Raw genomic sequence first — 25,523 nt, 5'->3', positions numbered from 1 at the left:
ATAAATGCATTTTAAATGTTGACATGAGTGGTTTAAGGGCGCAATCAAGGCGATATAAGGTGGAAATGTCTTGAGGAGGAGATGACCATGGAGCGTTGCAAGCTGGCTTATCATGCCAATTGCTGGGGGGAGCTCGGCGGAAGTGCCGTTGGCGTCACCTCGATTACACAGCTCTCCTACCGAACCTTCGGTGACATGCGGCGTGCCTTCGCCGATATTGCAGCGGCAGGATATGAAGGTGTGGAGCTTTTCGATGGCAACCTGCTCGATTTCTCCACGGCGGATATGCGTGCCCTGCTGTCCGACAATGGTTTGAGCCTTGTCGCCGCATATGCTGGTGGAAACTTCATCTTCGACGATATCCTTCCGGAGGAGTTGGCCCGCGTGACGCGCGCTGCGGAACGGGCCGCTGAACTCGGTGCTCCGCATCTCGTTGTCGGCGGCGGCGCAAAGCGTTTTGACGGAACGCGAGAGGCGGATTTTCACAAGCTCGCGGCAGCGCTTGATCGGGTAGGGGAAATTGCGAGCGCACACGGTTTGCGCGGCCATTATCATCCCCACCTCTCCACAATCGTGGAGGGACCGGAGGAGGTCGCAAAGATCTTCGGCCTGACGGGTATCGATTTCTGCCCGGACACGGCGCATCTCGCAGCAGCAGGCGGCGATCCTGCGCAGCTTATACGCGATCATGCGTCCCGTATTTCCTATGTCCACCTCAAGGGCCTGCAGCGCGAGCCGTTTGCCTTCACGCCTCTTGATCGTGGTGACGTACCGACCGACGGCATTGTTGCCGCCTTGCGCGAGATCGGCTTTGCCGGCTGGATCTGCGCGGAACTCGATGCCTGGACCGATCCGCTGGAGGGCGCTCGTGCCAGTATGACTTATCTGAAATCGGCCGATCTCAAGACGGATTGAAGGCCACCGGGGCTGTGCCCCATCCACGGGAGGAAACCATGATTACCAGACGCATTCTTTTGTGCTCCGCGGCCATCGCGGCAGTGCTGTCCATCGCGGCCCCGACATTTGCCGCCGATCCCGATACCGCGCTAGCCAAGCTGCAGGAATCGGTGCTGTCGAAGGGACCGTCGGGTGAAGACCCGTCGCCCGCCTCCGGCGTCTCGCTGACTGCAGAGGAACTCGCCAAGGTCAAGGCAATGGGCGCTACGGCTGCCATCGTCATGCATTATGGCGGCAACGACTGGTCTCGCGCCCAGATCAACGGCTTGCAGACGCAGTTCGCGGCTATGGGCATAAAGGTCATTGCGGTGACCGATGCCGGCTTCAAGCCCGAGAAGCAGGTGGCCGACCTCGAAACCATCATGGCGCAGAAGCCGAATATCATCGTTTCCATCCCAACCGATCCGACTTCGACGGCCTCGGCCTACAAGGCCGCAGCGGATGCTGGCACCAAGCTGGTGTTCATGGATAACGTGCCTACCGGCTTCAAGGCGGGCAAGGACTACGTCTCCGTCGTCTCCGCTGACAATTACGGCAATGGCGTCGCCTCGGCGCATCTGATGGCCAAGGCACTCGGTGGCAAGGGCGAGATCGGTCTGGTGTTCCACGCTGCGGATTTCTTCGTTACCAAGCAGCGCTATGACGCCTTCAAGAAAACCATCGCGTCGGACTATCCCGATATCAAGATCGTAGCCGAGCAGGGCATCGGCGGCCCGGATTTCTCCGGTGACGCAGAAAAGGCCGCCGGCGCAATTCTGACGTCCAACCCGAACGTTAAGGGCATCTGGGCGGTCTGGGACGTGCCCGCCGAAGGCGTCATCGCCGCAGCGCGAAATGCCGGACGGGACGACCTGATCATCACCACGATCGACCTCGGCGAAAACGTGGCGATCTCGATGGCGCAGAACGGTTTCGTCAAGGGCCTCGGCGCCCAACGTCCCTATGATGCGGGCGTCGTGGAAGCCAAACTTGCCGGCTATGCCCTTCTGGGCAAGACGGCCCCAGCCTTTGTCGCCCTGCCGGCTCTGCCTGTCACCCGCGACAGCCTGCTAGATGCGTGGAAAACGGTCTATTCGACCGAAGCGACCGCCAACGTCAAGTCCAGCCTCGGGAACTAAATCGCTTACAGCGCGCGGTGCGTAAAAACCGCGCCGCGCCAGGAGAGCCCCGGTAAGGCGATCGCTGATCCTGCCGGCATGTTGAGCAGCGTGTGGCTGCACCAAATTAGGAGATACCTCGATGACGAAAGTGATGAACGTCGCCATGATTGGCGGCGGCTTCATGGGCAAGGCGCATGCCATGGCCTATGCCGCTATGCCGATGTTCTTTTGGCCGGCTCCGGCGATCCCGCACCGCAAGGTGATAGTGGATGTGACCGACGGCATGGCCGAGGACGCCCGCCAACGCTTCGGTTTCGAGGAAGCTTCCTCGGATTGGCGCGCCACGGTCAACCGGCCGGATGTTGACGTTGTCGATATCTGCACGCCGAACAATGTCCACGCTGAGATCGCCATAGAGGCGGCAAAGGCCGGCAAGCATATCATCTGCGAGAAGCCGTTGGCTCGCACCGTGGAAGAAGCCCGCGCCATGGCCGAAGCGGTCAAACAAGCCGGCGTGATCAACATGGTGGCCTTCAACTACCGTCGCACCCCAGCCGTTGCTCTGGCGAAGAAGTACATCGATGAGGGTCGGATCGGTCGCATCCTCAATTTCCGTGGCACCTATCTGCAGGACTGGTCGGCGGATCCGGATTCACCGCTTTCCTGGCGCTTCCAGAAGAAGATCGCAGGCTCGGGCGCGGTCGGCGATATCGGCACCCATGTGGTCGATCTCGCGCACTATCTGGTAGGGCCGATTGCGGAGGTCATCGCGCTGACCACGACCTACAACAAGACCCGTCCGCTTCAACAGGGCGGGATCGACAAACTTGGTGCGGCGGAAAAAGCGGCCGACGCTGAACGTGGCGACGTGGATGTGGACGACGAAGTCGTATCCATGCTGAAATTTGCCAATGGTGCGATCGGTAGCCTTGAGGCGACCCGCAATGCCTATGGGCGCAACAATTTCATCACGCTCGAAATCCACGGTACAAAGGGCTCGATCCACTTCAACTACGAACGCCGTGACGAGTTGCAGGTCATGTTTGCGGACGACCCGGCTGATGCGCGCGGCTTCCGCACCGTGTATACCGGTCCGGCGCACCCGTATGGTGGCGGTCTATGGCCGATCCCCGGCCTCGGCATCGGATATTCGGAAACGAAGATCGTTGAGTGCTATGACTTCTTCCAGGCGATCGCGAAGGGCAAGCAGCCGAGCCCCAATTTTGAAGACGGCCTGCTGACCGAACTTGTCGCGGATGCTTTCATCCGCTCCGGTGAGTCGGGTGTATGGGAGAAGGTGGGATGAACGACAGCGCCGCAGCCGTTCGGATGACAGGCATTTCGAAATCCTTCGGGGGCGTCCGCGCCCTTGAAGGCGTCGATCTCGAGGTGTTGCCCGGCGAGGTTCATGCCCTGTTGGGCGGCAACGGCGCTGGCAAATCCACGATCCTGAAGATACTGAACGGGGTTCATCGGCCTGATCAGGGCACGGTCGTCGTCGCCGGACGCGCATTGACGGCTCACACGCCGGAAGAATCACGTGACGCCGGCATTGCCATGAACTACCAGGAAATGAGCCTTATCCCGACGCTGACGGTGGCGCAGAACGTGTTCCTGACGCGTGAAAGCCGCACCGGCACCGGATTGATCAACGATGCGGACGCGGAGCGCCGCGCCGCTGAACTTTTTGCGCGGCTTGAGGTCTCGGTCGATCCCCGCGCCCTGGTCGGCGATCTCGGTGCCGGCCAGAAGCAGTTGACCGAGATCGCCAAGGCGATTTCGCAGGATGCGAAGGTTCTCGTTTTGGACGAGCCCTCGACGGCGCTCGCGGTCTCCGACGTCGAACGCCTCTTCGTCTTCCTTCAAAAGCTGAAGGCCGAGGGTGTCGCGATCATCTATGTCAGCCACCGCATGGACGAGATCGCCCGCATCGCCGACCGCGCCACCATTCTGCGTGACGGCCGGCACGTCGTCACCGCGCCGCTTTCCGAGCTGCCGATCGACACCATGATCGAGCATATCGTCGGCAAGCGCTCGAAAGGACTTTCGGACGTCGTGCGCGGCTCTTCCGTCAGGGGAAAGGTCCTGCTGGAGGTCAGCAATCTCAGCGGTGCGCACAAGCCTGAGCATGTGTCCTTCGCGCTCCACGCCGGCGAAGTCCTCGGCCTGGCCGGGCTCCTGGGTTCTGGACGGTCTTCGCTTGCGCGGCTGCTCGCCGGTATCGATCCTGCTGCAAGCGGCACGATCAGCATCAAGGGCAGGGAGGTCTCGATAAGTAAGCCCGGCGATGCGATCGACAACGGCGTGGCGCTGGTTCCAGAGGCGCGGGCCACCCAGGGCATTATTCCCGCGCATTCGGTGGCATCGAACATGGTGCTCGCGGTCATCGAACGGCTGTCGCGTGCCGGTGTGGTCGACCGCAAGGCCGTGGTCGACCTCACGGACAGGCAGATTGCGCGGCTTTCGATCAAAACGGCGAGCCGCGACCACGCGGTGGCCACGCTATCCGGCGGCAACCAGCAGAAGGTGGTGATCGGCAAGTGGCTGGCCACAGATCCCGACATACTCATTCTCGACGAACCGACAGCCGGAATCGACATAGGCTCGAAGTCGGAGATCATTCGTCTGGTGCGGGATCTTGCCGCCTCCGGCAAGGCCATCATCATGATCTCCTCGGAGCTTTCGGAACTGTTGACCGCTTGCGACCGCATTCTCGTCATGGCGGATGGACGCGTTCACTCGGACCTTCCCCGCGAGGCTTTCGACGATCCGGCAGTGGCGGTGGACGACCCGGCGCATCGCCTGCAGGCAGCGGAGCAAAAGCTCCAGACCGAAATACAGCGGGCGCTCGCAGCCCAGGAGACGATCAATGCTTAAGGCTTTCGCCGCCAACTGGCGCCAGAACATCATTTATATCGGCTTCATCGCCATCTTTGTCGTGTTCGCGGTGACGCTGAACGACAAGGGCTTCCTGACAGCCAACAATCTGCTCAACATCGTACGCCAGACGGCGATGATCGCTGTCATGGCAATAGCCATCACCTTCGTGCTGTCGGCGGGCGAGATCGATCTCTCGGTCGGCGCGGTGGCAGGCCTGACGACGGTGACCGTCGCCATGGCCATCGCCGCCGGCGGACCTTTTGCAGGCGTGCTGGCAGGGATTGCCACAGGTCTAGCGGTCGGGTCCTTCAACGGCTGGCTGACCACGCGCATCGGCATTCCATCCTTTCTCACGACGCTGGCGATGATGGGCATCGCCAAGGGCGTCGCCATGTGGATTTCCGCGACCGCTGCGGTTCCGATCCTTTCGCCCGGCTATTCGTGGCTGTTCGGCGGTGGCAATCTTGGTCGGATTCCCGTGCTGCTGGTGTGGATGCTCGTGCTTGGCGTCTTCGGCCATATGGTGCTGCGGCGCACAGGATTTGGTCGCCGTGTGCTCGCGACCGGCGGCGGCGAAACCGCTGCACGCTATTCCGGTATCGATACCCGCAACATCAAATTCAAGGTTCTGGTAATGTCGTCCTGTGCGGCGGCTCTGGCAGGCATGCTGTATGCAGGGCGTCTGCAATCAGGCCGCTTCCAGCTTGGCGAGGGTGACGAACTCTCGGTCATCGCAGCGGCAGTGCTTGGCGGCACCAGCCTGTTCGGCGGGAAGGGTACCGTGGTCGGTACCATCGTCGGGGCCTTGATGATCGGGCTTATCAACAACGGCCTCATTCTGATGGGTCTGGAATTCAGCCAGCAGTTGATCGCCCGCGGCGGCATCATCATCCTGGCCGTCGCCCTCAGCCAGAAGAAGTCGGCATCATGACCATCACCATTATCGGAACCGTAACGGCTCGCCCCGAATACCGGGATGAGCTACAGGCTATCCTCAGTCGTCAGGTGGCCCCGACACGGGCGGAAGGCGGCTGCATCAACTACGACTTCCATGTGGATGCGGCAGATGACTGTGTCTTCGTTTTCTACGAGAACTGGAGAAGCCAAGGGCATCTCGACCAGCACATGAAAATGCCGCATCTCGTACCGCTTCTATCGCAGATAGACAGACTGCTGGCAAAGCCGGTCGAGATCCGACACCTGCGGATGATCGGCAACCCGGCCACATGAGCGAGCATTCAGGGCACCGGCCTCCTTGATTAGGCTAAAAGCGGCCTGGTTCTCCTGGCTCCCTTGTCTTCTTCCATAGTGGCAAATGTCGAAACCGACTATGTCGGTGAGTACACAGATACGCCCGTCAATTTCCGCGGCGATGTGCCGGAAGGGTTTACGGGGACGGAGAAGTAGCTATCGACATCGGACCAATGTGAGGTACACCTCTGGATAGATGGCAAACGGTCGGCCTCATTGCAAGAAGTCCGCGATGAAGCAGATAGCGGACGACAATACCTGCCTCAACGTAAGCGTGGTCTTTTTCCAACGCAATATCAGTTCGGCGACCAGCATGTTCAGCTTGCGGCCGATCGCCTGCGCTTTCTTGTGATCAGAACAGTGAAGGCTCAATGAAAGCCAGCTGCCTGGTTAGCATTTCACGAAGGCGCTTGGGACGCGCGCACGCCAATAGAAGATGTTGCCGCGGCGGGTGAGATTCTCGACGTCGTGGCGGATCGCCATGGGGTTGTTGCCCTTGCCTGCCACCTGAAATGCCAGCGCGCATATTTCGCGTGGGCATCACCTGTGGGCTACAGTTCTGGGCATCAGGTCGCCAATGATGCCAAAACGATATCCGGCACGACTGGAAAATCAAGGAATTAAGGGCATTTAGGGAGAATTGGCTGGGGAACCTGGATTCGAACCAAGATCGACGGAGTCAGAGTCCGCTGTTCTACCATTGAACTATTCCCCAATTCGAGAAGCGCCGGGCGCTTTCGTTTGGTGGGTCGTCATATAGATGATTTGGTTGGCTATGCAAGCTGAAAAATGCATTTTTTTCCAAAGCTTGTTTTTCGGTTCAGGTCAAAGCCTTGCTTTGGTGGATCTCTGTGTCGAGAGGATCAGGCTGGTTTCGCTGCCGGTGATGCCGGGGACGAGGCGGATGCGGCGGATAACTGCGTCGAATTCGGTGAGCGTTGCAGCGCTCAGTTCGACGATCAGGTCCCAGCGGCCGTTGGTGGAGTGGATTTCGGAGACCTCCGAAATGCCGCCGAGGGCGCGGATGACGCGGTCGGTGACGTGGCCTTCGATCTCGATCATCATGATGCCTCGTATTGCGTTTTCTACCGCGTCGGCGCGCAGGATGACGGTGTAGCCGATGATCGTGCCGTTTTGCTCCATTTTTTCCATGCGCGTGCGGATCGTGGCGCGGGAGGCGCCGGTTTCGATCGCCAGGTCCGATATGCTTCTTCGGCCATTGTGGCGCAGAAGCGTGATGAGCTTTTCGTCAAGTTGATCCATGGCAAACCATTTTGGCAGGGTTATTGATCAGAATGATAAGCTTTATAATGAAAATTGCCAATCCTTACTATTCAATCTGCCATCTGAATGTGGTGTCATGATGAAAAATCGGGAACTGGAGATGACATGATGGAGTGCAAGTTGATCGGTGTTCCGCTGCAGATCGGAGCAGGGCAGCTCGGATGCGAGATGGGGCCCAGCGCTCTTCGGGTCGCGGGGCTGAAGGTAGCGCTTGAAGAGTTGGGGCATCATGTCAACGATCTCGGCAATGTGTCACCGGCGCCTTTTCGCGATCTCCAGCATCCGAACGCGGCGGTGCATCACCTTCCCGAAACGGTCGCCTGGACCGAGGCCTTGATCGAGACAGCCTATCTCGAAAGTGCGAATGCCATGCCGATCTTCCTCGGCGGGGACCACGCTCTGTCCGCCGGCACCGTTGCGGGGCTGTCGCGCCGGGCTGCCGAGCGGCGGCGACCGCTTTTCGTACTTTGGCTGGACGCCCACACTGATTTTCACACGCTTGAAACGACGAAGAGCGGCAATTTGCATGGCACGCCGGTCGCCTATTACACAGGGAGACATGGCTTTGCAGGTTACTTCCCGCCGCTCGCGCATCCTGTCGATCCGAACAATGTCTGCATGATCGGCATTCGCAGCGTCGATCCAGCGGAGCGTGCGGCACTCAAGGATTCCGGCATTACCGTGCATGATATGCGCATGATCGATGAGCATGGCGTGGCCGCACTGCTGCGGGAGTTCCTGGCCAAGGTCGAGGCGGCCAGTGGGCTGTTGCATGTCAGCTTCGACGTCGATTTTCTCGATCCGTCGATTGCGCCAGCGGTCGGCACGACGGTGCCGGGCGGCGCCTCTTTTCGTGAGGCGCATCTGGTGATGGAGATGCTGCATGACAGCGGCCTAGTCAGCAGCCTTGATCTCGTGGAGTTGAACCCGTTTCTGGATGAACGTGGGCGCACCGCGACCCTGATGGTGGATCTGACCGCAAGCCTGATGGGCAAGCGCGTTCTCGACCGTCCGACACGAGCAGGTTGAGGAGGAACTGACTATGACAGCCATTGCGAAACTGAATATCGTTCCCTTCGTCAGCGTCGATCATATGATGAAGCTGGTGCTGAAAGTTGGTATCGACACCTTTCTTCGCGAGCTTGCGGACGTGATCGAAGAGGATTTTCTGCGCTGGGAGTCCTTCGACAAGACGCCACGCGTGGCCTCCCACTCGCAGGAAGGGGTGATCGAGTTGATGCCGACGAGCGACGGTACGCTTTACGGCTTCAAATATGTCAACGGGCATCCCAAAAATACGCGCGACGGCCGGCAGACGGTGACGGCATTCGGCGTCCTATCCGATGTCGGCAACGGCTACCCGATGCTGCTGTCCGAAATGACGATCCTGACAGCATTTAGAACCGCCGCCACCTCTGCCGTTGCGGCAAAACATCTGGCGCGGGCGGATGCGCGCTCCATGGCGATCATCGGCAATGGGGCGCAGAGCGAGTTCCAGGCGCGGGCATTCAAGGCAATTCTCGGCGTCGATCAACTGCGGCTTTACGACATCGACCCGGGAGCGAGCCGCAAATGCGAGGCCAACTTACGCGGGCTCGGTTTCTCTATCACGATCTGCGACAGCGCCGAGCAGGCTGTCGAAGGTGCAGACATCATCACCACCGTTACCGCAGACAAGCAATATGCCACGATCCTGACCGACAACATGGTCGGTCCAGGCGTCCACATCAATGCGATTGGTGGCGATTGCCCTGGCAAGACGGAACTGCATCGCGATATCTTGCTGCGCTCGGATATCTTCGTCGAATACCCGCCGCAGACGCGGATCGAAGGGGAGATCCAGCAGCTGGATGCCGATCATCCGGTCATCGAGTTGTGGCAGGTCATGGCGGGCAAGACGGTGGGTCGCACGAGCGAGCGGCAGATCACGCTGTTCGACAGTGTCGGCTTTGCCATCGAGGATTTTTCAGCGCTGCGCTATGTGCGTTCCAAGCTGATGGAAACGGGTCTGTTCGAAGAACTCGATCTTCTCGCCGATCCCGACGAGCCGCGCGATCTTTATGGCATGTTGCTTCGGTGCGAGGCGGCGATGACTGCTGCCGACACACAGAGGCAGCCTGCGCTTTCATAGTCCTTGAAGTCGGCGTTTTCTGGCTGTGAGTTGCTCGCGCCAAATGGTGAAGAGGCCGGCTGCGATGACGATCGCCGCGCCAAAAACCATATGGGCGGTGAGCACTTCCCCGTAGATCGTGACGCCAACGATCGAGACCAGCACGAGTTGGTAGTAGGAGAAGGGCTGCACCGAGGCCGCATCCGCCAGTTCGAAAGCGCGGATCAAAAGGTAATGGCCGCTCATGCCGGTGATGCAGAGCGCCAGCATCCACAGCCAGTCGTGCGGGGCCATGTTCACCCAGTAAAACGGACCGACCAGCGTCAGCGCTGCGGCGCCAGCAACGCCGGTGTAAAAGAAGCTGGTCATGGCTGTATCGGTGCGGCTGGCAAGCCTGGTCATCACACCGTAGAGCGCCAGCATGAAGGCGGCGACGAAGGTCAACAGGAAGGTCAGATCGAAGCCCGTTTCGCCGGGGTTGATGATGATCAGCACGCCGATGAAGCCGACCAGAATGGCGCACCAGCGGCGCCAGCCGACCTTTTCCCCCAGCATCGGCACGGAAAGAGCTGCGACGATCAACGGAATGCAGGCGAAGATGGAGTGCGTGTGCGCCAGGCCCACGAGCTTGAACGAGAAAATCGAAAGAACGATCTGCGCGGCAAGCAGCACGCCACGGCTGATCTGCAGCAATAGCCGCTTGGAGCGCATCGTGGCCTTCAGGCCATCTTGAGAGCGTGCGGCCAGAATCACGGCGAAGACCGCAAAGGCCCAATAGCGCAGCATCACGACAAAGACTGGCGGGTAATACTGGCCGAGATGCTTGGAAATGCCATCCTGCACGGCAAATATCGAAAACGCCCCAAGGGCGTAAAGAAGTCCGGTTGACTGGCTGGGCATCGCTCTCTCTCGGCATATCGGCGGGAGGGAGGATATGCCGATAGTCTGATCACCAAACAATCTAGCGAAAAATGGTGGAAGCGAAAGGCCGGATCAAATCTCTTCCGTTCCCTTCACCAATTTATATGCCTCGCATGCAGAGTTGAATTTCGCGAGAAATCTTATTTTGCTCTTGTAGCTCTAGTGGCTAGAGGTCGTAAGACGTGTTCAGCAAAATGAGGACCGACGAGATGAGCACGGATTTACAGACCAGATTTCGGGTTGGCGGCATGGATTGCGCCTCTTGCGCCAGCAAGATCGACACTGCCGTTCGGCGCATGCCGGGCGTGGAGGACGTATCGGTCTCCGTCACCGCGGGAACGATGAGCATCCGTCACGATCAGACGAGCGATCTCGATGCCATAGGAAAGAAGGTTCGGGGCCTTGGCTATTCGGTCGAGCGATTGGCTGGGCGCCAAGTCGATAACCAGACATCGGCGAACCATGGTGGGGCCTGCTGTGGCGGTCATGCGCATGATCATGCGGATGGCGACAGCCACACGCAATCCGGCCCGGCCCACGATCACGATGCCCACCACCACGATAGCCACGAACATGGCAAACAGGACCGAGGCGACCGTGCCGCCGCTGTCGAGGGATTGCATGGCCATGACCATGGGTCGAGTGACGGCCCCTGGTGGAAAAGCAAGAAGGGGCGTGCAACGCTGTTGGCGGGCGCAGCCCTGGTGGTGGCCTATGTGATCGGCCACCTTGTGCCGTCCATCCAGCTTTATGCCTTCGCCATCGCCATGCTGGTGGGTCTGGTGCCGATTGCGCGCCGGGCCATCATGGCAGCGCTCGCCGGCACGCCTTTCTCTATCGAAATGCTGATGACCATTGCGGCCGTTGGCGCCCTCGCCATCAACGCGACGGAGGAAGCCGCTGCCGTCGTCTTCCTGTTTTTGGTGGGCGAGTTGCTGGAGGGCGTAGCTGCTGGCAAGGCGCGTGACAGCATCAAGTCGCTCGCCGCGCTTGTTCCGAAGACCGCGCTGTTGGAAGAGGCGGGCAAAACCAGCGAGGTGCCGGCCGAAAGCCTTGAGATCGGCGCCATCATTCTTGTTCGTCCGGGTGATCGCATATCGGCTGACGGCGTCATCGTGTCCGGCGAAAGCGCGATCAACGAAGCGCCGGTAACAGGGGAGAGCGTACCTGTTCAAAAGAATGCTGGCGACAGCGTATTTGCCGGAACTGTCAACGGTGCCGCTGCATTGCGGGTCCGCGTCACGGCAGCAGCAGCCGACAACACGATTGCGCGCGTGGTGAAGCTGGTTGAGGAGGCGCAGGAAAGCAAGGCGCCGACCGAGCGCTTCATCGATCGCTTCTCGAAATATTATACGCCAGGCGTCGTGGTCGTTGCCGCGCTGGTGGCGCTCGTACCGCCGCTTATCTGGGGCGCGAACTGGGATGAATGGATCTACAAAGGCCTTGCCATTCTGCTGATCGGCTGCCCATGCGCGCTGGTCATCTCCACCCCTGCCGCCATCGCCGCCTCGCTCTCGGCAGGTGCACGCAGAGGCTTGTTGTTGAAAGGCGGCGCTGTATTGGAAGGGCTCGGTCGTTTAACGGCGGTGGCCCTCGACAAGACGGGCACGCTGACAGAGGGCAAGCCGAAGGTCACGGATATTGTATCTTTCGGGCTGTCGGAACCGGAAACCCTGCGTCTGGCAGCGGCGCTTGAGACGGGCTCCAGCCATCCGCTTGCTATCGCTATTTTGGAAAGGGCCACGGAGAACCAGATCGCCCTTCCAGCGGTCAGCGAGGCCAAGGCGCTTGGCGGCAAGGGCGTGTCGGCCGCCGTGGAAGGGCAGTCGGTCTTTCTTGGCTCGGCGAAAGCCGCCTCGGGGTTGGTGGATATTCCCGCTGCGGATCAGACCGCCATCAGTGCGCTGAATGATGAAGGCAAGACGGTTTCTGTCCTCGTGGTGGACGGAAAACTGGCCGGTGCGATTGCCATGCGCGACGAGCCGCGTGCGGATGCCGCAGACGGTTTGAAGGCGCTGAAGGATGCGGGCGTCAGGGTCGTGATGCTGACGGGCGATAATGCCCGTACGGCAAGCGCTATCGGCAAGACGCTGGGCATCGAGGTGCGCGCAGACCTTCTGCCGGAGGACAAGCAGCGCATCGTCGGCGAACTGAAGCAGCAGGGTCTCGTCGTCGGCAAGGTGGGCGACGGCATCAACGATGCACCAGCGCTTGCCGCTGCCGATGTCGGCATTGCCATGGGCGGCGGAACGGATGTGGCGCTGGAAACGGCGGATGCCGCCATCCTGCACGGGCGCGTCGGCGATGTCGCCCGCATGATCGATCTTTCCAAGCGGACGATGCGCAATATTTATCAGAACATTGCGATCTCGCTTGGTCTGAAGGCCATCTTCCTCGTCACCACCATTATCGGCGTCACCGGTCTGTGGCCGGCAATCCTTGCCGATACCGGCGCCACGGTACTTGTAACGATGAACGCGCTGCGCTTGCTGAGGGTCGCGAAGTAAGGAACAGCTCAAAGCCGACCAGCGACCGTGCCTCAGGCCTCACCTCGGCGAAGCCTGAGACCGTTCATGTGGTCACATGGAGACGATCGAGAGCCTCAGCGCCACTTTTCCTTGGCGCTCTCATCGGCATCTTTAGCCGATACCCAACCGCCCGCAGTCCCATCAGTCCCGTGCTCCTTCTTCCAGAAGGGGGCAGCGGTCTTCAAATAGTCCATGACGAAATTGGCGCCATCGAAGGCGGCCTGGCGGTGGGATGAGGCGGCGATGACGAGGACGATATTGTCCCCGGTGGCGATCTTGCCATAGCGATGGATCGCAGTCAGGCCACGAAGGTCGAAGCGCTCGATGGCAAGCCTGGCGATCCGCATCATTTCCGCTTCTGCCATGCCGGGATAATGCTCGAGCTCCAGTGCAGAGAGGGCGCCGCCTTCATCACGGCAGAGACCGGTGAAGGTGACGACAGCACCAATCCCTGCGTCATCTCGCGTCAAGAGCCTGGCTTCTGCGGCAGGGTCGAAGTCTTCCGCCTGAACGCGGATGGTCGGGGTCACGCCCATCGGTCAACCACCGGTCATGGGCGGGAAAATGCCGATCTCCCGCGCGCCGACGATGCTTTCGTGATGCTCGATATGCTCTTGATTGACCGCGACGCGAATGACATTCGGATATTCGAAGGCCGCCTCGTATTCTTCGCCAAGACCTTTCAGGTAAAGGATCAGTTCGCGCGCCGTTTTCACATTCGCGGGAAGGTCGATATCTTCCTCCGACTTGCCGATCTTTTCGCGCACCCAGGCGAAGTAAACGATATGGGTCATCACTCTTCATCCACGATGTGGCGCAGGCCAGCCTTGAAGTAGTCATAGCCGGTATAGATCGTCAGTGCTGCGGCGATCCACAGAAGGCCGATGCCGATCTCGGTGGTGTAGGGCAGGATCGTGTCGCCCGCCGGTCCGGCCAGAAGGAAAGCGATGGCCACCATCTGGATCGTCGTCTTCCACTTGGCAATGCGCGTTACAGGCACGGACACCTTGAGCGCTGCGAGATATTCTCGCAGGCCCGAGACGAGAATTTCACGGCAAAGGATGGTGATCGCTGCCCACAGCGACCAGCCGGCAATCGTGCCGTCGGCTGCCAGAAGCAACAGGATCGAGGCGATCAAGAGCTTATCGGCGATGGGGTCGAGCATGCGGCCAATATTGGAGGTCTGGTTCCAGATGCGGGCCAGATAGCCATCGAGGAAATCGGTAATGGAGGCGATGATGAACAGCCAGAGCGCGGTCCATCGCGCAAAATCCGAACTTTCGAGTTTTCCTTCGACGAAGAAACACAGGACGATGACCGGTACGGCCAAGATCCGGCCATAGGTCAGAAGATTCGGGATGTTGTATGCGCGCGAAGCCATGGAAAACCTGTCTATCGATATCAGAGCGTTGATGACGCTCCGAGGTGGAAGCGTCAACACTTCTTTGTGTTTTTTTAGCGGGCGGCGGTAAAAGCCGCCGCGTCACTCGCGCCCGCTCTCATGGAAGTGATTGTATATCTGTTTTGCGACAGTTTCTGAAATGCCGCCCACAGCCATCAGATCGCTGAGCGCCGCACGCGACACGGCTTTCGCCGTGCCGAAATGCTGAAGAAGCGCGCGCTTTCTCCCCGGTCCGATGCCGCTCACCTCATCGAGAGGATTCTTGATCATCTCTTTCTTACGTCGCGCCCGGTGAGAACCGATGGCAAAGCGGTGCGCCTCGTCGCGCAGGCGCTGGACGAAGTAAAGAACGGGATCGCGCGGTGGCAGCGAAAAGTCGCTGCGGGTATCGGTGAAGAAGCGCTCGCGACCGGCATCTCGGTCCACACCCTTGGCAACGCCAATCGCGGTGACGCAGTCACGAATGCCAAGTTCATCGAGAATGGCACGTACCGCTGACATCTGGCCTTGACCGCCGTCGATCAGGATCACATCGGGCCAGGCCGGGAAGGGCATATCTGCCGCATCTTCCGGCGACACCGGCTGGCTCCGGTCAGGCCTGCCTTCTTCTTTCAGCAGGCGAGAAAAGCGACGCGTCATCACCTCGCGCATCATGCCGAAGTCGTCGCCGGGGGTAATGTCCGTCGATTTGATGTTGAACTTGCGGTACTGGTTTTTGACGAAGCCATCCGGCCCTGCCACCACCATGCCGCCTACCGCATTGGTGCCCATGATGTGGGAGTTATCGTAGATCTCGATGCGGCGCGGGATGTAAGGCATACCGAAGGTCTCGGCGAAGCCTTTCAGCAGACGCGCTTGAGACGAGGTTTCGGCGAGCTTGCGGCCGTGGGCTTCGCGGGCATTGCCCAGCACATGATCGACAATGTCCTTCTTTTCGCCGCGCTGCGGCACCGAAAGGACGACCTTGTGACCGGCCTTTTCGCTGAAGGCTGCAGCCAGCAATTCCTGCTCGTCCACAGTTTCAGACAAGAGAATCTGCCTCGGCACCGGCTTGTCATCGTAGAACTGCGCCAGGAAGGCGTTGAGAATTTCCGAGCCAGGAAGCGACGGATCGGCCTTGGGGAAATAGGCGCGGTTGCCCCAGTTCTGGCCGGTGCGGAAGAAGAAGACCTGAATGCACGAGACGCCACCTTCGTGATGGATGGCAAAGACGTCTGCCTCATCGATCCCGGCAGGGTTGATGCCCTGGTGACTCTGAACGTGCGAGAGCGCGGCGAGACGATCGCGATAAATGGCGGCGCGCTCGAAATCGAGATCTTCCGAGGCCTCGTTCATCTGCCGGGCAATTGTCGATTTCACGCTCTGGCTTTTGCCGGAGAGGAAATCCTTGGCTTCCTGCACGAGCTCTGCATAGGCCTCGTCGCTGACCTCATGGGTGCAAGGGCCTGAACAGCGCTTGATTTGATAGAGCAGGCAAGGCCGTGTGCGGCTCTCGAACACGCTGTCGGTGCAGGTACGGATCAGGAAGGCGCGCTGCAGGGAGTTGATGGTTCGACCCACAGCACCGGCAGAGGCGAAAGGACCGAAATAGGCGCCCTTGCGCGCTCTTGCACCGCGATGCTTGAAGATCGCTGGCGCTCGATTGTCCGCCGTGATCAGAATATAAGGAAACGACTTGTCATCGCGCAGCAGCACGTTGAAGCGTGGGCGGAAGCGCTTGATGAGATTGGCTTCCAGCAGCAGCGCTTCCGTTTCGGTGCGGGTGGTAACGAACTCCATATGAGTCGTCAGCCGCACCATCTGGCCGATGCGGTTGGAATGCACACGTCCCTGAGCATAGTTGCTGACACGCTTCTTCAGCGAGCGCGCCTTGCCGACATAAAGAACGTCGCCAGCCTCGTTGAACATGCGATAGACGCCGGGATTGTTGGGCAGGTGTTTGACGAATTCGCCAATCAGATCCATGCCCTTCAGGCCGGACTCGTTCTTCCAGCCGGCGTTCCAGTCGATGCCGGCACTGTCCCGCTCCACGGCCACATCGGTGGTGGAGAGTGCAACATCGTCTTCATCGTCGTCGGTTTCATCGAAGAGAACACCGCCATCCGGCAGCTTCTTTCCGTTCATTCATTAATCTCCGCCACGTCCGGGGTTTCCCAGCCAAGATGCTGGCCCCCGTCGAGTGCGATCATCTGGCCGGTCATCGAGGGGGTATCGTAAAGAAAGCGAATCGTCCGCCCGAACTCATCGGGCTTCGGACCTCTCTTCAATATAAGGGCGTCGACCTGCGCCTGAAAGTCCTCGGGGCTCTGTCTCTCGTTTTTAAACGTCGGACCAGGGCCGATGGCATTGACCCGGATGCGTGGCGCAAAACTTTGCGCAAGCGTCTGCGTTGCGGCCCAAAGCGCTGCCTTCGACAGCGTATAAGAATAGAAGCGCGGATTGAGCGCCAACACGCGTTGGTCGATGATGTTGACGATCAGACCGGAATGCTCCTGCGGCAGTTGTTTTGCAAATGCGGCTGAGAGGATGGACGGCGCGCGCACATGCACGGCAAAATGCGCGTCGAAGGTCTCAGCGTCGAAGGTTTCGGCCTCGTCCTTATGAAAAACAGAGGCGTTATTGACGAGAACACCCACGGGTCCAAGGGCTTTTGTCGCCTCTTCCATCAATTCGGCGGTGGAGGCGCAATCCATGAGGTCGGCCTGTAAGACGACCGCCTTGCCACCTTTTTGCCGTAAATCGTTAGCGAACTCTTCGGCTTCGGCCAAAGAAGAGCGTGCGTGGATTGCCACGGCAAACCCTTCGCAAGCAAGATAATCGGCGATGGCTTTGCCGATGCGGCGCGCTGCGCCCGTAATCAAGACGGTCTTCGGTATAGTCTCTGTCAAAGCGGACCCGTGCTCTGCTTATTCCACATTTACCTGTAGATATAAATCGAAACCGTGAGGTTTGCCCACATCCGAATGGCGTTATACAGACTTATCAGGCACAAGTTTTGCCAGCTTAATTTGATGTAAACACAAGTAAAAACGCGCTTTGCTTAAATTAACGATCCATTATCCTTAATAGATTTCTGTGTCCTTTTGGCAACGTCCAATTTCCGTCACGGCTGTGCCTCAATCAATTCACATTTTGGCTCTGTGATTTCCTCATTCCCCCATCATTTTGCATTTCCAGACGGGCAGGGAACTAACTGTTTTGTACCGCGTTGGGACCGAGTGTTTGAGTGCCCCCGCGGGTTTGAAAAGGAGAATGGCATGCGTACTATCGTTGCAACACTTTTGGCTTCTACCATGGCCGCGGCAGCTTTCTCGGCAGCACAGGCAGCCGATGCGGTAAATGAAGTTCCGCAGGCGCCGGTCGCAGTTGAGCAGCCCGCACCGATCAAGGATTGGTCTGGCGCATATCTCGGTGGTACCGTGAACTACGACTGGGGTCGTTTCAGCGGCAGCAACAACGGTCGCGACGCTGACGGTTTCGGCGGTGGCCTCTATGGTGGTTACAACTGGCAGAACGGCCAGATCGTTTACGGTGGTGAAGCCGACCTCGCTTACGGCGATGAGAAGGGCTCCGCTGGCGGCACGCTGGAAGGCAAGCAGAAGCTGAACGGCTCGCTGCGCGCTCGCGTCGGTTACGACATGAACCCCTTCCTGATCTACGGTACGGGTGGTCTTGCAGTTTCGAACAACGAAATTCGTGACACCGCAACCGGCAGCAAGGACGACAAGACAGCTCTCGGCTACACGGTTGGTGCCGGTGTCGAAGCTCTCGTCACCGACAACATCACGGCACGTCTTGAGTATCGTTACACCGATTACCAGGACAAGGACTTCGCCATCAACGGTGGCAACGTCTCGCGCGGCTTCGACGATCACAGCGTCAAGGCTGGTATCGGCGTCAAGTTCTAATCTGCCAGACATTATGCGGAAAAGCCGGGGTTCTCCCCGGCTTTTCTGTTTCTACATAAAGTAAAATTCGGCGATCAGGCTGCCGATTTCAGCTCCGTGTACTGCTTGAACTTCTTGCCGAATTTCTCCGGCCAGTCCGCGAGCCGCTTGCGGCCCTCCGCCCATTGTCCGCTGAAGCGCAAATCGAGATAGCCGATCATCGCAGCAAGAGCGAAGTGGCCCCCATTCAGCTTCTTGCCGGTCTTCGGCAGGTTGTCGTTCAGGAAATCAAGCGCCTTCACCACCTTGCGCCATTGCTTGTCGATCCACTCCTGGTGAACCTTCTCCTCCGGGCGGAAGCGCTTTTCGTAAACGATCGCCAGCAGGCAATCCGTCACACCGTCGCAAAGTGCTTCGAGGATTTCGGCCTCGGTGCGCTTGGCATGCTTTTTCGGGTAGAGCTTTCCGCCAGACACGCGATCGAGATAATGCATGATCGCGACGCTGTCATAGACCGAGCCACCCTCATGCAGCAGCACGGGGATCTTGCCCAGCGGATTGTTGTCGATCAGCGTGGCGGGTTCGGCATTGGTGTCGACGCGGACATCGGTGATGCCGATATCCAGATAACGCGCTGCCATGCGCACCTTGGCGGAATAGGGGGAGGCAGGAGCATAAAGCAGTTCCATTGGTTTTTCCTGTTTCACTATTGGATGGGAATGATCTCTGCGGCATTCGATCGGCAACCCTGGCCATCGACCTCAGGGCAATCGAGGAAGGACAAGGTCTTGGACAGGCAGATCCGCACCTCCTCCAGTCGCGGACCTTCGCAACTGATAGCGATGCCATTCTTCGTCATGCCGGGATTGGCGTTCACAAAGGCGGCTTCGATAGCGTCGGCAGAAAGCCTTTTGCTCTGATTGCCGATTGAGAGGTCGGCAGGTATCTTGATGCGGTCATAGGCATCACGTGTTTTGTCGAAATATTGTTTCTGGGTCAGGCCACTGCAACTGCCATGCTTGCGCCACTGGTGGCCGATCAGCCCCATGGAGGGCATGATGTCGAACATGCTTCGTCCAAGGTTGTCAGGCACGCGCTCGTTTTTGTCCGCGCCGCAGAATTCCGGATAGCCTTGGTCATTCTGAGGCCAGAGACCATGAACCACGAAACCGAACTTTCGATCCGCGCCGCATTGCTGCCGGCTGTTGCGTCCGGCGTCGCTGGCACAGAATGCTGGAGACCAGGAGAGCGACAGGACGTAGAAATCGAAGCCTGTTTCCGAGGTTTTAGCAGTGTCTTGTGCGCTTGGCGCTGAGGGGGTTCCGGTTCGCGGCGCCGTAGGACCGGACGCCGGCTTGGGTTGGCCCAGGAACACCCAGCCAGCCGCTGCCAATGACAGTGCGCCGAGTGCGATAAAACCGAAATACTGTTTCATCGAGGGCGCTGTCTTTCTGGCAAGGATGACGATTTGTTGAACAGGCTTCGGGTTTTATACCATCTTCTGCCTATGGCAAACAGACCACCGAAAAATCATCTCTCCGGCATCCTTCGTGTTGAACCGGAGTTAGTATAACGAATAAGCTTGTCGAATCCGGCATGACGCCTTGCCGGAGGGAGGATCGAGCCTGGGCATGTCCGCATGAAAATGAAAAAGTATCTCTGGCCCGTCATCGGGATTGCGACGATCTGCTTTTCGGTGTGGCTGCTCTATAAGGAATTGCGCCATCTCTCGCTCGATGACGTCTGGGACAGCCTCAGCGCCATCAGCATGCATCACTGGATGATGTCGGGGCTCTGCACGCTGGTCGCCTATGCCGCACTTGCCGGATACGACCGAATCGCACTGCGGCATCTGAAGCGCAAGGTCGGCTGGTGGTTCATCACTTTGACCTCGTTTACCACCTATGCCCTATCCCACAATGTCGGCGCGTCCGTGTTTTCCGGTGCCGTGGTGCGTTACCGTGCCTACACCTCCAAGGGGTTGAGTGCTGCGGAAGTCGGCGTTCTCGTTGCGCTTTGCTCATTCACCTTCGTCATCGGCACGCTGATGCTGATCGGCTTCATCCTGGTTTATGAGCCGGATATCACTGAGCGATTTGTCGATGTTCTGCCGGTGGAAGCCTCGCGCACCACAGGAATCCTGCTGCTTGCCATTGTCGCGCTTTACGTTCTCGGAAGTCTGATGAAGCTGAGGCCGCTCAAGATCGGCTCCTTTACGCTGTTCTACCCGGTGCCGAAACTGGTTGTTCAGCAGTTGGTCATAGGTCCGATCGAATTGATCGGCGCGGCCGGTATCATCTATTTTGCACTGCCCGAGCTGGGTAATCCGGGCTTCATGGTGATCCTGGGAATTTTCCTGATTTCATTTTCCGCCGCCCTGATTTCGCATGCGCCAGGCGGGCTCGGGGTGCTCGAGCTCGTCTTCGTCATGGGTCTGCCGGATATGAACCCCGCAGACGTCATCGCTGCACTTCTCGTCTTCCGCCTGTTCTACCTGATCATCCCCTTCGTCATCGGCCTGTTCATCATCCTGTTTTTCGAACGATCTCAGCTCGCAGCCGCCGAACTGGAGGAAAGGCGGCTTCAGCAGAAGTAGCCGTTCTTACTCTTCCCCGCGCAGCCAGAAGGCGCGATGCGACGCGTATCGGTCCTGCGCCATGATCGCCTTCAGAACAGGCAGCATCGCGTGCAACTCGTCCTTCAGCGTATAGGGCGGGTTGACGATGATGAGGCCGGATCCGCTCAAGCCCTCCAGCCGGTCGCTTCTGACAGACAGCTCGGTGCAGAGCATTTTGGGAATCTCATAGGATTGCAGGCGCTCGTGGAAGTCCTTGATCGGCGCATTCTTCTTCAGCGGATACCATAGACAATAGGTCCCGGTGGCAAAGCGGCGATAGGCCTTGTGCAGACCATCCGCCAGGCGCTCATATTCGTTTTCCTTCTCGAACGGCGGATCGACAAGAACGAGGCCGCGCTTTTCCTTCGGCGGCAGATGCGCGCCAAGCGAAAGCCAGCCATCGAGTTCGGTGACGCGCGCCTGATAATCGCCTTCGAAGAGGCGTGAGAGCGCGCGAAAATCATCCGGGTGCAGCTCCATGGCTGAAAGACGATCCTGCGGGCGAAACAACATCCGGGCAAGCTTTGGGGAGCCTGGATAGTATTTGAGCCCGCCCTCCGGGTTCAATTCCCGAACAGCAGAAAGATAAGGCTCCATCAGTTCAGCGACCTCTGCCGGAAGATCGGCCTCCAGAAGCTTGCCGATGCCGGTCTGCCATTCGCCTGTCTTCTGCGCCTCTTCGGACGAGAGGTCATACAGTCCTATGCCGGCGTGCGTATCCAGCACGCGAAACGCCTTGTCCTTGTTCTGCAGATAGCGGACGAGCCGGGCCAGGACCGTGTGTTTGAGAACATCGGCAAAGTTGCCTGCGTGGTAGATGTGCCGGTAGTTCATCGGGGGCGATGCCTTTTATGAATTATCTTGATGTGCGTCACTTCGCCCTTTTGGCGATCTCGCACATGCAATATAGAAAATCTATGAACGTTGCGACCCCGATTTCCGCCAAAGCCGTGACCGATGCCACCCGCGTCGGCCATACCGTCTGTCCGCATGACTGTCCGAGCGCCTGCGCGCTGGAGGTCGATATCAACGCCGATGGCCGTATTGGCCGGGTGCGTGGTGCGAACGCCAACACCTACACCGCTGGCGTGATCTGCGCCAAGGTGGCTCGCTATTCGGAGCGGATCTATCATCCAGGCCGGTTGCTGACGCCGAAGCGCCGCAAGGGCGCGAAGGGTGCTGGCGACTGGCAGGAGATCGGCTGGGACGATGCGCTGGACGAGATCGCCAACGCCTTCATCAAGGCGGAAGCGGCACATGGTGCCGAGGCCGTGTGGCCTTATTTTTATGCCGGAACGATGGGGCAGGTGCAGCGCGACAGTATCGAGCGGCTGCGGCATGCTAGGAAATATTCCGGCTTCTTCGGCTCCATCTGCACCAATATGGCCTGGACCGGCTATGTGATGGGGACAGGTGCCTTGCGCGGACCGGACCCGCGCGAGATGGCGAAGGCCGATGTCGTGGTCATCTGGGGGACCAATGCGGTTGCCACCCAGGTCAATGTCATGACCCATGCGGTCAAGGCCCGCAAGGAACGCGGTGCAAAGATCGTTGTTGTCGATATCTATGACAACCCGACGATGAAGCAGGCGGATATGAAGCTTATCGTGCGGCCGGGTACGGATGCGGCGCTTGCCTGCGCCGTCATGCACATCGCGTTTCGCGATGGTTATGCCGACCGCGCCTATATGGCAAAATTTGCCGACGATCCGGCCGGGCTCGAAGCGCATCTTGCGTCCAAGACTCCGCAGTGGGCTGCCGACATTACCGGGCTTTCGGTGGAAGAGGTCGAGGCTTTCGCAAGGCTCGTCGGAACGACGAAAAAAAGCTTCTTCCGCCTCGGCTATGGCTTTGCCCGCCAACGCAATGGCGCGGTCGCCATGCATGCGGCATTGTCGATCGCCACCGTTCTCGGCTCCTGGCAATATGAGGGCGGCGGTGCCTTCCACAATAATGGCGATATCTTCCGGCTGAACAAGGCGGAGTTGATGGGAACGGCCTATGCCGATCCGAATGTCCGCCAGCTCGATCAGTCGCAGGTCGGCCGCATCCTGACGGGCGATGCCGAGGCGCTGCGCGGCGGCGGACCGGTGACGGCCATGCTGATCCAGAACACCAATCCGGCCAATGTCTGCCCGGAGCAGCGGCTGGTCAAGCAGGGCTTCCTGCGCGAGGATCTGTTCGTCGCCGTGCATGAACAGTTCATGACGGAGACGGCAGAGATTGCCGATATCGTTCTGCCGGCCACCATGTTTCTGGAGCATGACGATCTCTATCGCGCCGGTGGGCAGAACCATATTCTGCTGGGTCCCAAGCTGGTCGAGCCACCGGAAACGGTACGGACAAACCTCTTCGTTATCGAGGAGCTCGCTAAGCGCCTTGGTGTCGATCACATGCCGGGTTTTGGCCGGAGCGAGCGCGAGCATGTCGAGACGGTTCTTCAAGCAAGCGGTTGGGGCAGCTTCGACAATCTGGCTGAGGAGAAGTGGATCGATGCGCAGCCGGAGTTCGAGGTCGCGCATTATCTGCAGGGCTTCGGCTATGGCGACGGCAAGTTCCGTTTCAGCCCGGACTGGCAGAACGGCCCATCGCCCAACAAGCCGCCTAAAAATGTCGGCGTCATGGGGCCTGCCGACGCGTTTCCAAAATTCCCGGATCAGGTGGATGTGATCGAAACGGCCGACGCCGAGCATCCTTTCCGGCTTGCCACGTCTCCTGCTCGCAACTTTCTGAATTCCACCTTCGCCGAAACCAAGACCTCGGTGCAAAAGGAAGGCCGTCCAGAGCTGATGATTTCCCGCGTCGATGCGGTGCGTCTCGACATCGCAGAAGGGGATGTGGTCCAGATCGGCAATGCGCGCGGCGATGTGCGCATTCATGCGAAAATCGTCGAGGGCGCTCGCCCTGGCGTGCTGATTGCCGAAGGGCTCTGGCCCAACAAGGCACATCTTGACGGTGAGGGTATCAACGTCTTGACGGGAGCCGATGCTGTTGCTCCCTATGGCGGCGCGGCGTTCCACGATAACAAGGTGTGGCTGAAGAAAGCCTGATGGGAGTTTCATGATGCGGTCCACTGCTGGTCCAGTATCGCAGGTCGATGACGAGTCGCGCGTCAAGCTCATCGAAAAGCAGACGGTTTGGAAGAACTTCATCCACTTGCAGACGATGATTTTCGAACAGCAGGCCCGTGACGGGCGCACGTTCCGCATCCATCGCGAGGTGCATGATCACGGAGTCGCTGCCGCGATCCTGCTTTTCGATCCGAAGCGGGAAGAAGTCGTGCTGGTTCGCCAGTTCCGCCCCGGCGCTTATGTGAATGGCGACCCAAGCTTCATGCTGGAAATCCCTGCTGGTCTGACCGATGGCGATCATCCGGACGAGGCCATTCGGCGCGAATCCATGGAAGAAACCGGCTATGCCGTCAGCGCGCCGCGCTATCTCTTCGACACCTATGCCAGCCCCGGCACATTGACCGAGAAGGTCAGCCTCTTCTACGCCCGTGTCGATCTCGATGTGAAGGCGGGAGAGGGTGGCGGCCTCGAAAACGAGGGGGAAGACATCGAAGTTCTGACCGTCCCCCTCGAGGCTGCCTATGGCATGATCGCATCCGGCGAGATCACCGATTCCAAGACGATCATCATGCTGCAATGGGCCATGCTCAACCGGGCGAGCCTGTAACCGGGAGCGCGTGGCGAAAAGGCTCTGCGCCTTGCGGGCCCGTCTGCGTTACCGTTGAAACGAAGCGCGGTAGGCGCGTGGTGACATCCCACGCAGCCGCCGGAATTGCCGGTTGAAGTTTGCAAGCGAGGCGTAGCCAACTTCGGCTGCGATGTGTTGGATAGGCTGCCGGGTCGCCGACAGGCGCGAGCAGGCTTCGCCGATCCGTAAGCCGATCAGATAATCCGAGACGTTGGACTGCGTGTGTTTGCGGAACAGTCGGTGCAGGCCGGAAACGCTGAGTGCGGCGATCTCGGCAAGGTCTTCCATCCGCAGCGGCTCCTGATAGGATTGGTGCAGGTGTTGCAACACCCGGTCGATCCGCTCGCGACCGGCCTCCGCCTGGGCTGGCGCGGTTGCTGACAGTGGTTGCGCCTCTAATTCGGCTATGCGCAGCAGAAGGTCGAGCAGGCTGAACAGGCTCTGGGCTGGCGTTCTGGAAAAGATCGCTTCGAAATCCGCCGCGAGCGATAATCCAATGGATCGGTCGAAAGCAAGACCACTGGCGGCGCGGTCGATCAGGCGGTGGATAGGACGCAATTCCGCGGTTTCGGTCGTCAGTTGTTCGATCCATTCGCGACTGAACCAGAAGACGAGCGCGGTATGCGGTTCGCCTTCACGCACCTTTTCTCTCGATGCCCAGGTGTGCGGCAGGTTCGGCCCAATGAGAACCAGATCGCCATCGTCATAGCGACCCACATGGTCGCCGACGAAGCGCTGGCCGCGGGAGTTGAGCGTCAGTGTCAGTTCAAATTCGGGATGGTGATGCCATTCGAATGGAATTTCATCCTCAAGGCGCCTGTTCAGCCGGCTCCAAGAAGACCCAGGGGACACGATAAGATGTTCGAGATAAGATCGCATCGCGCATC

Annotated in this window: 24 protein-coding genes and 1 tRNA gene; 13 read left to right on the top strand and 12 right to left on the bottom strand. The window is 59.2% G+C overall.

Features of this window, described 5'->3' with window-relative positions; all coding sequences use genetic code 11:
- Window positions 1-87: 87 nt before the first annotated feature.
- From PVA19_RS06495 to PVA19_RS06470, 6 genes are all read left to right on the top strand, one after another.
- The gene (locus tag PVA19_RS06495) at window positions 88-915 is read left to right on the top strand and encodes a sugar phosphate isomerase/epimerase family protein (protein WP_274101641.1); all 828 of its coding nucleotides are present in this window, start codon (window positions 88-90) and stop codon (window positions 913-915) included.
- A gap of 38 nt (window positions 916-953) precedes the next feature.
- On the top strand, window positions 954-2,075 hold the full coding sequence (locus tag PVA19_RS06490; RefSeq protein WP_113227177.1) for a substrate-binding domain-containing protein: 1,122 nt from the start codon (window positions 954-956) through the stop codon (window positions 2,073-2,075).
- A gap of 121 nt (window positions 2,076-2,196) precedes the next feature.
- Window positions 2,197-3,363, top strand: a complete 1,167-nt coding sequence (locus PVA19_RS06485; protein ID WP_112953159.1) for a Gfo/Idh/MocA family protein — start codon at window positions 2,197-2,199, stop codon at window positions 3,361-3,363.
- Window positions 3,360-4,934: a sugar ABC transporter ATP-binding protein gene (locus PVA19_RS06480; protein WP_274101639.1), complete on the top strand. Its 1,575-nt coding sequence runs from the start codon at window positions 3,360-3,362 to the stop codon at window positions 4,932-4,934. The genes PVA19_RS06485 and PVA19_RS06480 overlap by 4 nt, the downstream gene beginning before the upstream one ends.
- On the top strand, window positions 4,927-5,868 hold the full coding sequence (locus tag PVA19_RS06475; RefSeq protein WP_274101637.1) for an ABC transporter permease: 942 nt from the start codon (window positions 4,927-4,929) through the stop codon (window positions 5,866-5,868). Before PVA19_RS06480 ends, PVA19_RS06475 begins: the two co-directional genes overlap by 8 nt.
- Window positions 5,865-6,167 (top strand): putative quinol monooxygenase, encoded by a 303-nt coding sequence (locus tag PVA19_RS06470; RefSeq protein ID WP_112953154.1) that lies wholly within the window; start codon window positions 5,865-5,867, stop codon window positions 6,165-6,167. Before PVA19_RS06475 ends, PVA19_RS06470 begins: the two co-directional genes overlap by 4 nt.
- A 662-nt stretch (window positions 6,168-6,829) precedes the next feature.
- Here the strand turns inward: PVA19_RS06470 and PVA19_RS06465 are convergent.
- A tRNA-Gln gene (locus PVA19_RS06465) sits at window positions 6,830-6,903 on the bottom strand.
- A 110-nt stretch (window positions 6,904-7,013) separates the two neighbouring features.
- Window positions 7,014-7,451 carry an Lrp/AsnC family transcriptional regulator gene (locus PVA19_RS06460; protein WP_274101636.1) on the bottom strand — a complete coding sequence of 146 codons (438 nt, stop codon included), beginning with the start codon at window positions 7,449-7,451 and terminating at the stop codon, window positions 7,014-7,016.
- Between the two features lie 129 nt (window positions 7,452-7,580).
- Between PVA19_RS06460 and rocF the strand changes: the two genes are divergently transcribed.
- Both rocF and PVA19_RS06450 read left to right on the top strand, forming a co-directional pair.
- Window positions 7,581-8,501 (top strand): arginase, encoded by a 921-nt coding sequence (gene rocF, locus PVA19_RS06455; RefSeq protein ID WP_274101856.1) that lies wholly within the window; start codon window positions 7,581-7,583, stop codon window positions 8,499-8,501.
- Window positions 8,502-8,514: 13 nt separating this feature from the next.
- Window positions 8,515-9,603: an ornithine cyclodeaminase gene (locus PVA19_RS06450; protein WP_274101634.1), complete on the top strand. Its 1,089-nt coding sequence runs from the start codon at window positions 8,515-8,517 to the stop codon at window positions 9,601-9,603.
- On the opposite strand, the gene PVA19_RS06445 is transcribed toward PVA19_RS06450, so the two are convergent.
- Window positions 9,598-10,482 (bottom strand): DMT family transporter, encoded by an 885-nt coding sequence (locus tag PVA19_RS06445; RefSeq protein ID WP_274101632.1) that lies wholly within the window; start codon window positions 10,480-10,482, stop codon window positions 9,598-9,600. The two genes, PVA19_RS06450 and PVA19_RS06445, sit on opposite strands and share 6 nt — an antisense overlap.
- A 230-nt stretch (window positions 10,483-10,712) precedes the next feature.
- Here PVA19_RS06445 and PVA19_RS06440 point away from each other — a divergent pair, with 230 nt between their 5' ends.
- Entirely contained in the window at window positions 10,713-13,010 is a 2,298-nt protein-coding gene (locus PVA19_RS06440; RefSeq protein ID WP_274101630.1) for a heavy metal translocating P-type ATPase, read from the top strand.
- Window positions 13,011-13,105: 95 nt separating this feature from the next.
- On the opposite strand, the gene PVA19_RS06435 is transcribed toward PVA19_RS06440, so the two are convergent.
- The 5 genes from PVA19_RS06435 to PVA19_RS06415 all read right to left on the bottom strand — a co-directional run bounded on the left by PVA19_RS06435 (window position 13,106) and on the right by PVA19_RS06415 (window position 17,321).
- Window positions 13,106-13,567: a molybdenum cofactor biosynthesis protein MoaE gene (locus tag PVA19_RS06435; protein WP_111847372.1), complete on the bottom strand. Its 462-nt coding sequence runs from the start codon at window positions 13,565-13,567 to the stop codon at window positions 13,106-13,108.
- Window positions 13,568-13,570: 3 nt separating this feature from the next.
- Window positions 13,571-13,825 (bottom strand): molybdopterin converting factor subunit 1, encoded by a 255-nt coding sequence (gene moaD / locus PVA19_RS06430; protein ID WP_062427574.1) that lies wholly within the window; start codon window positions 13,823-13,825, stop codon window positions 13,571-13,573.
- Window positions 13,825-14,412, bottom strand: a complete 588-nt coding sequence (pgsA, locus tag PVA19_RS06425; RefSeq protein WP_062427575.1) for a CDP-diacylglycerol--glycerol-3-phosphate 3-phosphatidyltransferase — start codon at window positions 14,410-14,412, stop codon at window positions 13,825-13,827. Before pgsA ends, moaD begins: the two co-directional genes overlap by 1 nt.
- 102 nt (window positions 14,413-14,514) lie before the next feature.
- Complete coding sequence (uvrC, locus tag PVA19_RS06420; RefSeq protein WP_162740990.1) at window positions 14,515-16,557, bottom strand: excinuclease ABC subunit UvrC; 2,043 nt, start codon at window positions 16,555-16,557, stop codon at window positions 14,515-14,517.
- Window positions 16,554-17,321, bottom strand: a complete 768-nt coding sequence (locus PVA19_RS06415) for an SDR family oxidoreductase (RefSeq protein ID WP_113179971.1) — start codon at window positions 17,319-17,321, stop codon at window positions 16,554-16,556. The genes uvrC and PVA19_RS06415 overlap by 4 nt, the downstream gene beginning before the upstream one ends.
- A gap of 369 nt (window positions 17,322-17,690) precedes the next feature.
- Between PVA19_RS06415 and PVA19_RS06410 the strand changes: the two genes are divergently transcribed.
- Complete coding sequence (locus PVA19_RS06410; protein WP_062445385.1) at window positions 17,691-18,341, top strand: outer membrane protein; 651 nt, start codon at window positions 17,691-17,693, stop codon at window positions 18,339-18,341.
- 74 nt (window positions 18,342-18,415) lie between these two features.
- Here the strand turns inward: PVA19_RS06410 and PVA19_RS06405 are convergent, their stop codons facing one another.
- Together PVA19_RS06405 and PVA19_RS06400 are read right to left on the bottom strand one after the other, a co-directional pair.
- Window positions 18,416-19,009, bottom strand: a complete 594-nt coding sequence (locus tag PVA19_RS06405) for a glutathione S-transferase family protein (RefSeq protein ID WP_113261472.1) — start codon at window positions 19,007-19,009, stop codon at window positions 18,416-18,418.
- 17 nt (window positions 19,010-19,026) lie between these two features.
- Entirely contained in the window at window positions 19,027-19,755 is a 729-nt protein-coding gene (locus tag PVA19_RS06400; RefSeq protein ID WP_274101627.1) for a ribonuclease T2 family protein, read from the bottom strand.
- Between the two features lie 204 nt (window positions 19,756-19,959).
- On the opposite strand from PVA19_RS06400, the gene PVA19_RS06395 reads away from it, so the two are divergent.
- Window positions 19,960-20,916 (top strand): lysylphosphatidylglycerol synthase domain-containing protein, encoded by a 957-nt coding sequence (locus PVA19_RS06395; RefSeq protein ID WP_274101626.1) that lies wholly within the window; start codon window positions 19,960-19,962, stop codon window positions 20,914-20,916.
- Window positions 20,917-20,922: 6 nt separating this feature from the next.
- Here the strand turns inward: PVA19_RS06395 and PVA19_RS06390 are convergent, their stop codons facing one another.
- A complete protein-coding gene (locus PVA19_RS06390; RefSeq protein WP_274101625.1) occupies window positions 20,923-21,771 on the bottom strand; it encodes a 23S rRNA (adenine(2030)-N(6))-methyltransferase RlmJ in 849 nt (282 codons plus the stop codon).
- Window positions 21,772-21,788: 17 nt separating this feature from the next.
- On the opposite strand from PVA19_RS06390, the gene PVA19_RS06385 reads away from it, so the two are divergent.
- Window positions 21,789-23,987 (top strand): molybdopterin-containing oxidoreductase family protein, encoded by a 2,199-nt coding sequence (locus PVA19_RS06385; protein ID WP_274101624.1) that lies wholly within the window; start codon window positions 21,789-21,791, stop codon window positions 23,985-23,987.
- A 13-nt stretch (window positions 23,988-24,000) separates the two neighbouring features.
- Window positions 24,001-24,615, top strand: coding sequence for an NUDIX domain-containing protein (locus PVA19_RS06380; RefSeq protein ID WP_274101623.1), 615 nt, complete (start codon window positions 24,001-24,003; stop codon window positions 24,613-24,615).
- 48 nt (window positions 24,616-24,663) lie between these two features.
- On the opposite strand, the gene PVA19_RS06375 is transcribed toward PVA19_RS06380, so the two are convergent.
- Window positions 24,664-25,515, bottom strand: coding sequence for an AraC family transcriptional regulator (locus tag PVA19_RS06375; protein WP_274101622.1), 852 nt, complete (start codon window positions 25,513-25,515; stop codon window positions 24,664-24,666).
- Window positions 25,516-25,523 lie beyond the last annotated feature (8 nt).

This window comes from Agrobacterium sp. CNPSo 3708, assembly GCF_028674915.1.
Classification (GTDB): Bacteria; Pseudomonadota; Alphaproteobacteria; order Rhizobiales; family Rhizobiaceae; genus Agrobacterium; species Agrobacterium cavarae.
This window is presented reverse-complemented; position numbering and strand designations above follow the sequence as displayed.

What these genes read in the sequence shown, in the direction of transcription:
- PVA19_RS06480 (WP_274101639.1), top strand. Translation starts at nt 3,360, where the DNA reads ATGAACGACAGCGCCGCAGCCGTTCGGATGACAGGCATTTCGAAATCC.
- PVA19_RS06405 (WP_113261472.1), bottom strand. Translation starts at nt 19,009, where the DNA reads ATGGAACTGCTTTATGCTCCTGCCTCCCCCTATTCCGCCAAGGTGCGC.
- PVA19_RS06490 (WP_113227177.1), top strand. Translation starts at nt 954, where the DNA reads ATGATTACCAGACGCATTCTTTTGTGCTCCGCGGCCATCGCGGCAGTG.
- PVA19_RS06485 (WP_112953159.1), top strand. Translation starts at nt 2,197, where the DNA reads ATGACGAAAGTGATGAACGTCGCCATGATTGGCGGCGGCTTCATGGGC.
- PVA19_RS06475 (WP_274101637.1), top strand. Translation starts at nt 4,927, where the DNA reads ATGCTTAAGGCTTTCGCCGCCAACTGGCGCCAGAACATCATTTATATC.
- PVA19_RS06390 (WP_274101625.1), bottom strand. Translation starts at nt 21,771, where the DNA reads ATGAACTACCGGCACATCTACCACGCAGGCAACTTTGCCGATGTTCTC.
- PVA19_RS06470 (WP_112953154.1), top strand. Translation starts at nt 5,865, where the DNA reads ATGACCATCACCATTATCGGAACCGTAACGGCTCGCCCCGAATACCGG.
- pgsA (WP_062427575.1), bottom strand. Translation starts at nt 14,412, where the DNA reads ATGGCTTCGCGCGCATACAACATCCCGAATCTTCTGACCTATGGCCGG.
- PVA19_RS06400 (WP_274101627.1), bottom strand. Translation starts at nt 19,755, where the DNA reads ATGAAACAGTATTTCGGTTTTATCGCACTCGGCGCACTGTCATTGGCA.
- PVA19_RS06445 (WP_274101632.1), bottom strand. Translation starts at nt 10,482, where the DNA reads ATGCCCAGCCAGTCAACCGGACTTCTTTACGCCCTTGGGGCGTTTTCG.
- PVA19_RS06385 (WP_274101624.1), top strand. Translation starts at nt 21,789, where the DNA reads ATGAATTATCTTGATGTGCGTCACTTCGCCCTTTTGGCGATCTCGCAC.
- PVA19_RS06380 (WP_274101623.1), top strand. Translation starts at nt 24,001, where the DNA reads ATGCGGTCCACTGCTGGTCCAGTATCGCAGGTCGATGACGAGTCGCGC.
- moaD (WP_062427574.1), bottom strand. Translation starts at nt 13,825, where the DNA reads ATGACCCATATCGTTTACTTCGCCTGGGTGCGCGAAAAGATCGGCAAG.
- PVA19_RS06375 (WP_274101622.1), bottom strand. Translation starts at nt 25,515, where the DNA reads ATGCGATCTTATCTCGAACATCTTATCGTGTCCCCTGGGTCTTCTTGG.
- rocF (WP_274101856.1), top strand. Translation starts at nt 7,581, where the DNA reads ATGGAGTGCAAGTTGATCGGTGTTCCGCTGCAGATCGGAGCAGGGCAG.
- PVA19_RS06395 (WP_274101626.1), top strand. Translation starts at nt 19,960, where the DNA reads ATGAAAATGAAAAAGTATCTCTGGCCCGTCATCGGGATTGCGACGATC.
- PVA19_RS06450 (WP_274101634.1), top strand. Translation starts at nt 8,515, where the DNA reads ATGACAGCCATTGCGAAACTGAATATCGTTCCCTTCGTCAGCGTCGAT.
- uvrC (WP_162740990.1), bottom strand. Translation starts at nt 16,557, where the DNA reads ATGAACGGAAAGAAGCTGCCGGATGGCGGTGTTCTCTTCGATGAAACC.
- PVA19_RS06440 (WP_274101630.1), top strand. Translation starts at nt 10,713, where the DNA reads ATGAGCACGGATTTACAGACCAGATTTCGGGTTGGCGGCATGGATTGC.
- PVA19_RS06460 (WP_274101636.1), bottom strand. Translation starts at nt 7,451, where the DNA reads ATGGATCAACTTGACGAAAAGCTCATCACGCTTCTGCGCCACAATGGC.
- PVA19_RS06435 (WP_111847372.1), bottom strand. Translation starts at nt 13,567, where the DNA reads ATGGGCGTGACCCCGACCATCCGCGTTCAGGCGGAAGACTTCGACCCT.
- PVA19_RS06495 (WP_274101641.1), top strand. Translation starts at nt 88, where the DNA reads ATGGAGCGTTGCAAGCTGGCTTATCATGCCAATTGCTGGGGGGAGCTC.
- PVA19_RS06410 (WP_062445385.1), top strand. Translation starts at nt 17,691, where the DNA reads ATGCGTACTATCGTTGCAACACTTTTGGCTTCTACCATGGCCGCGGCA.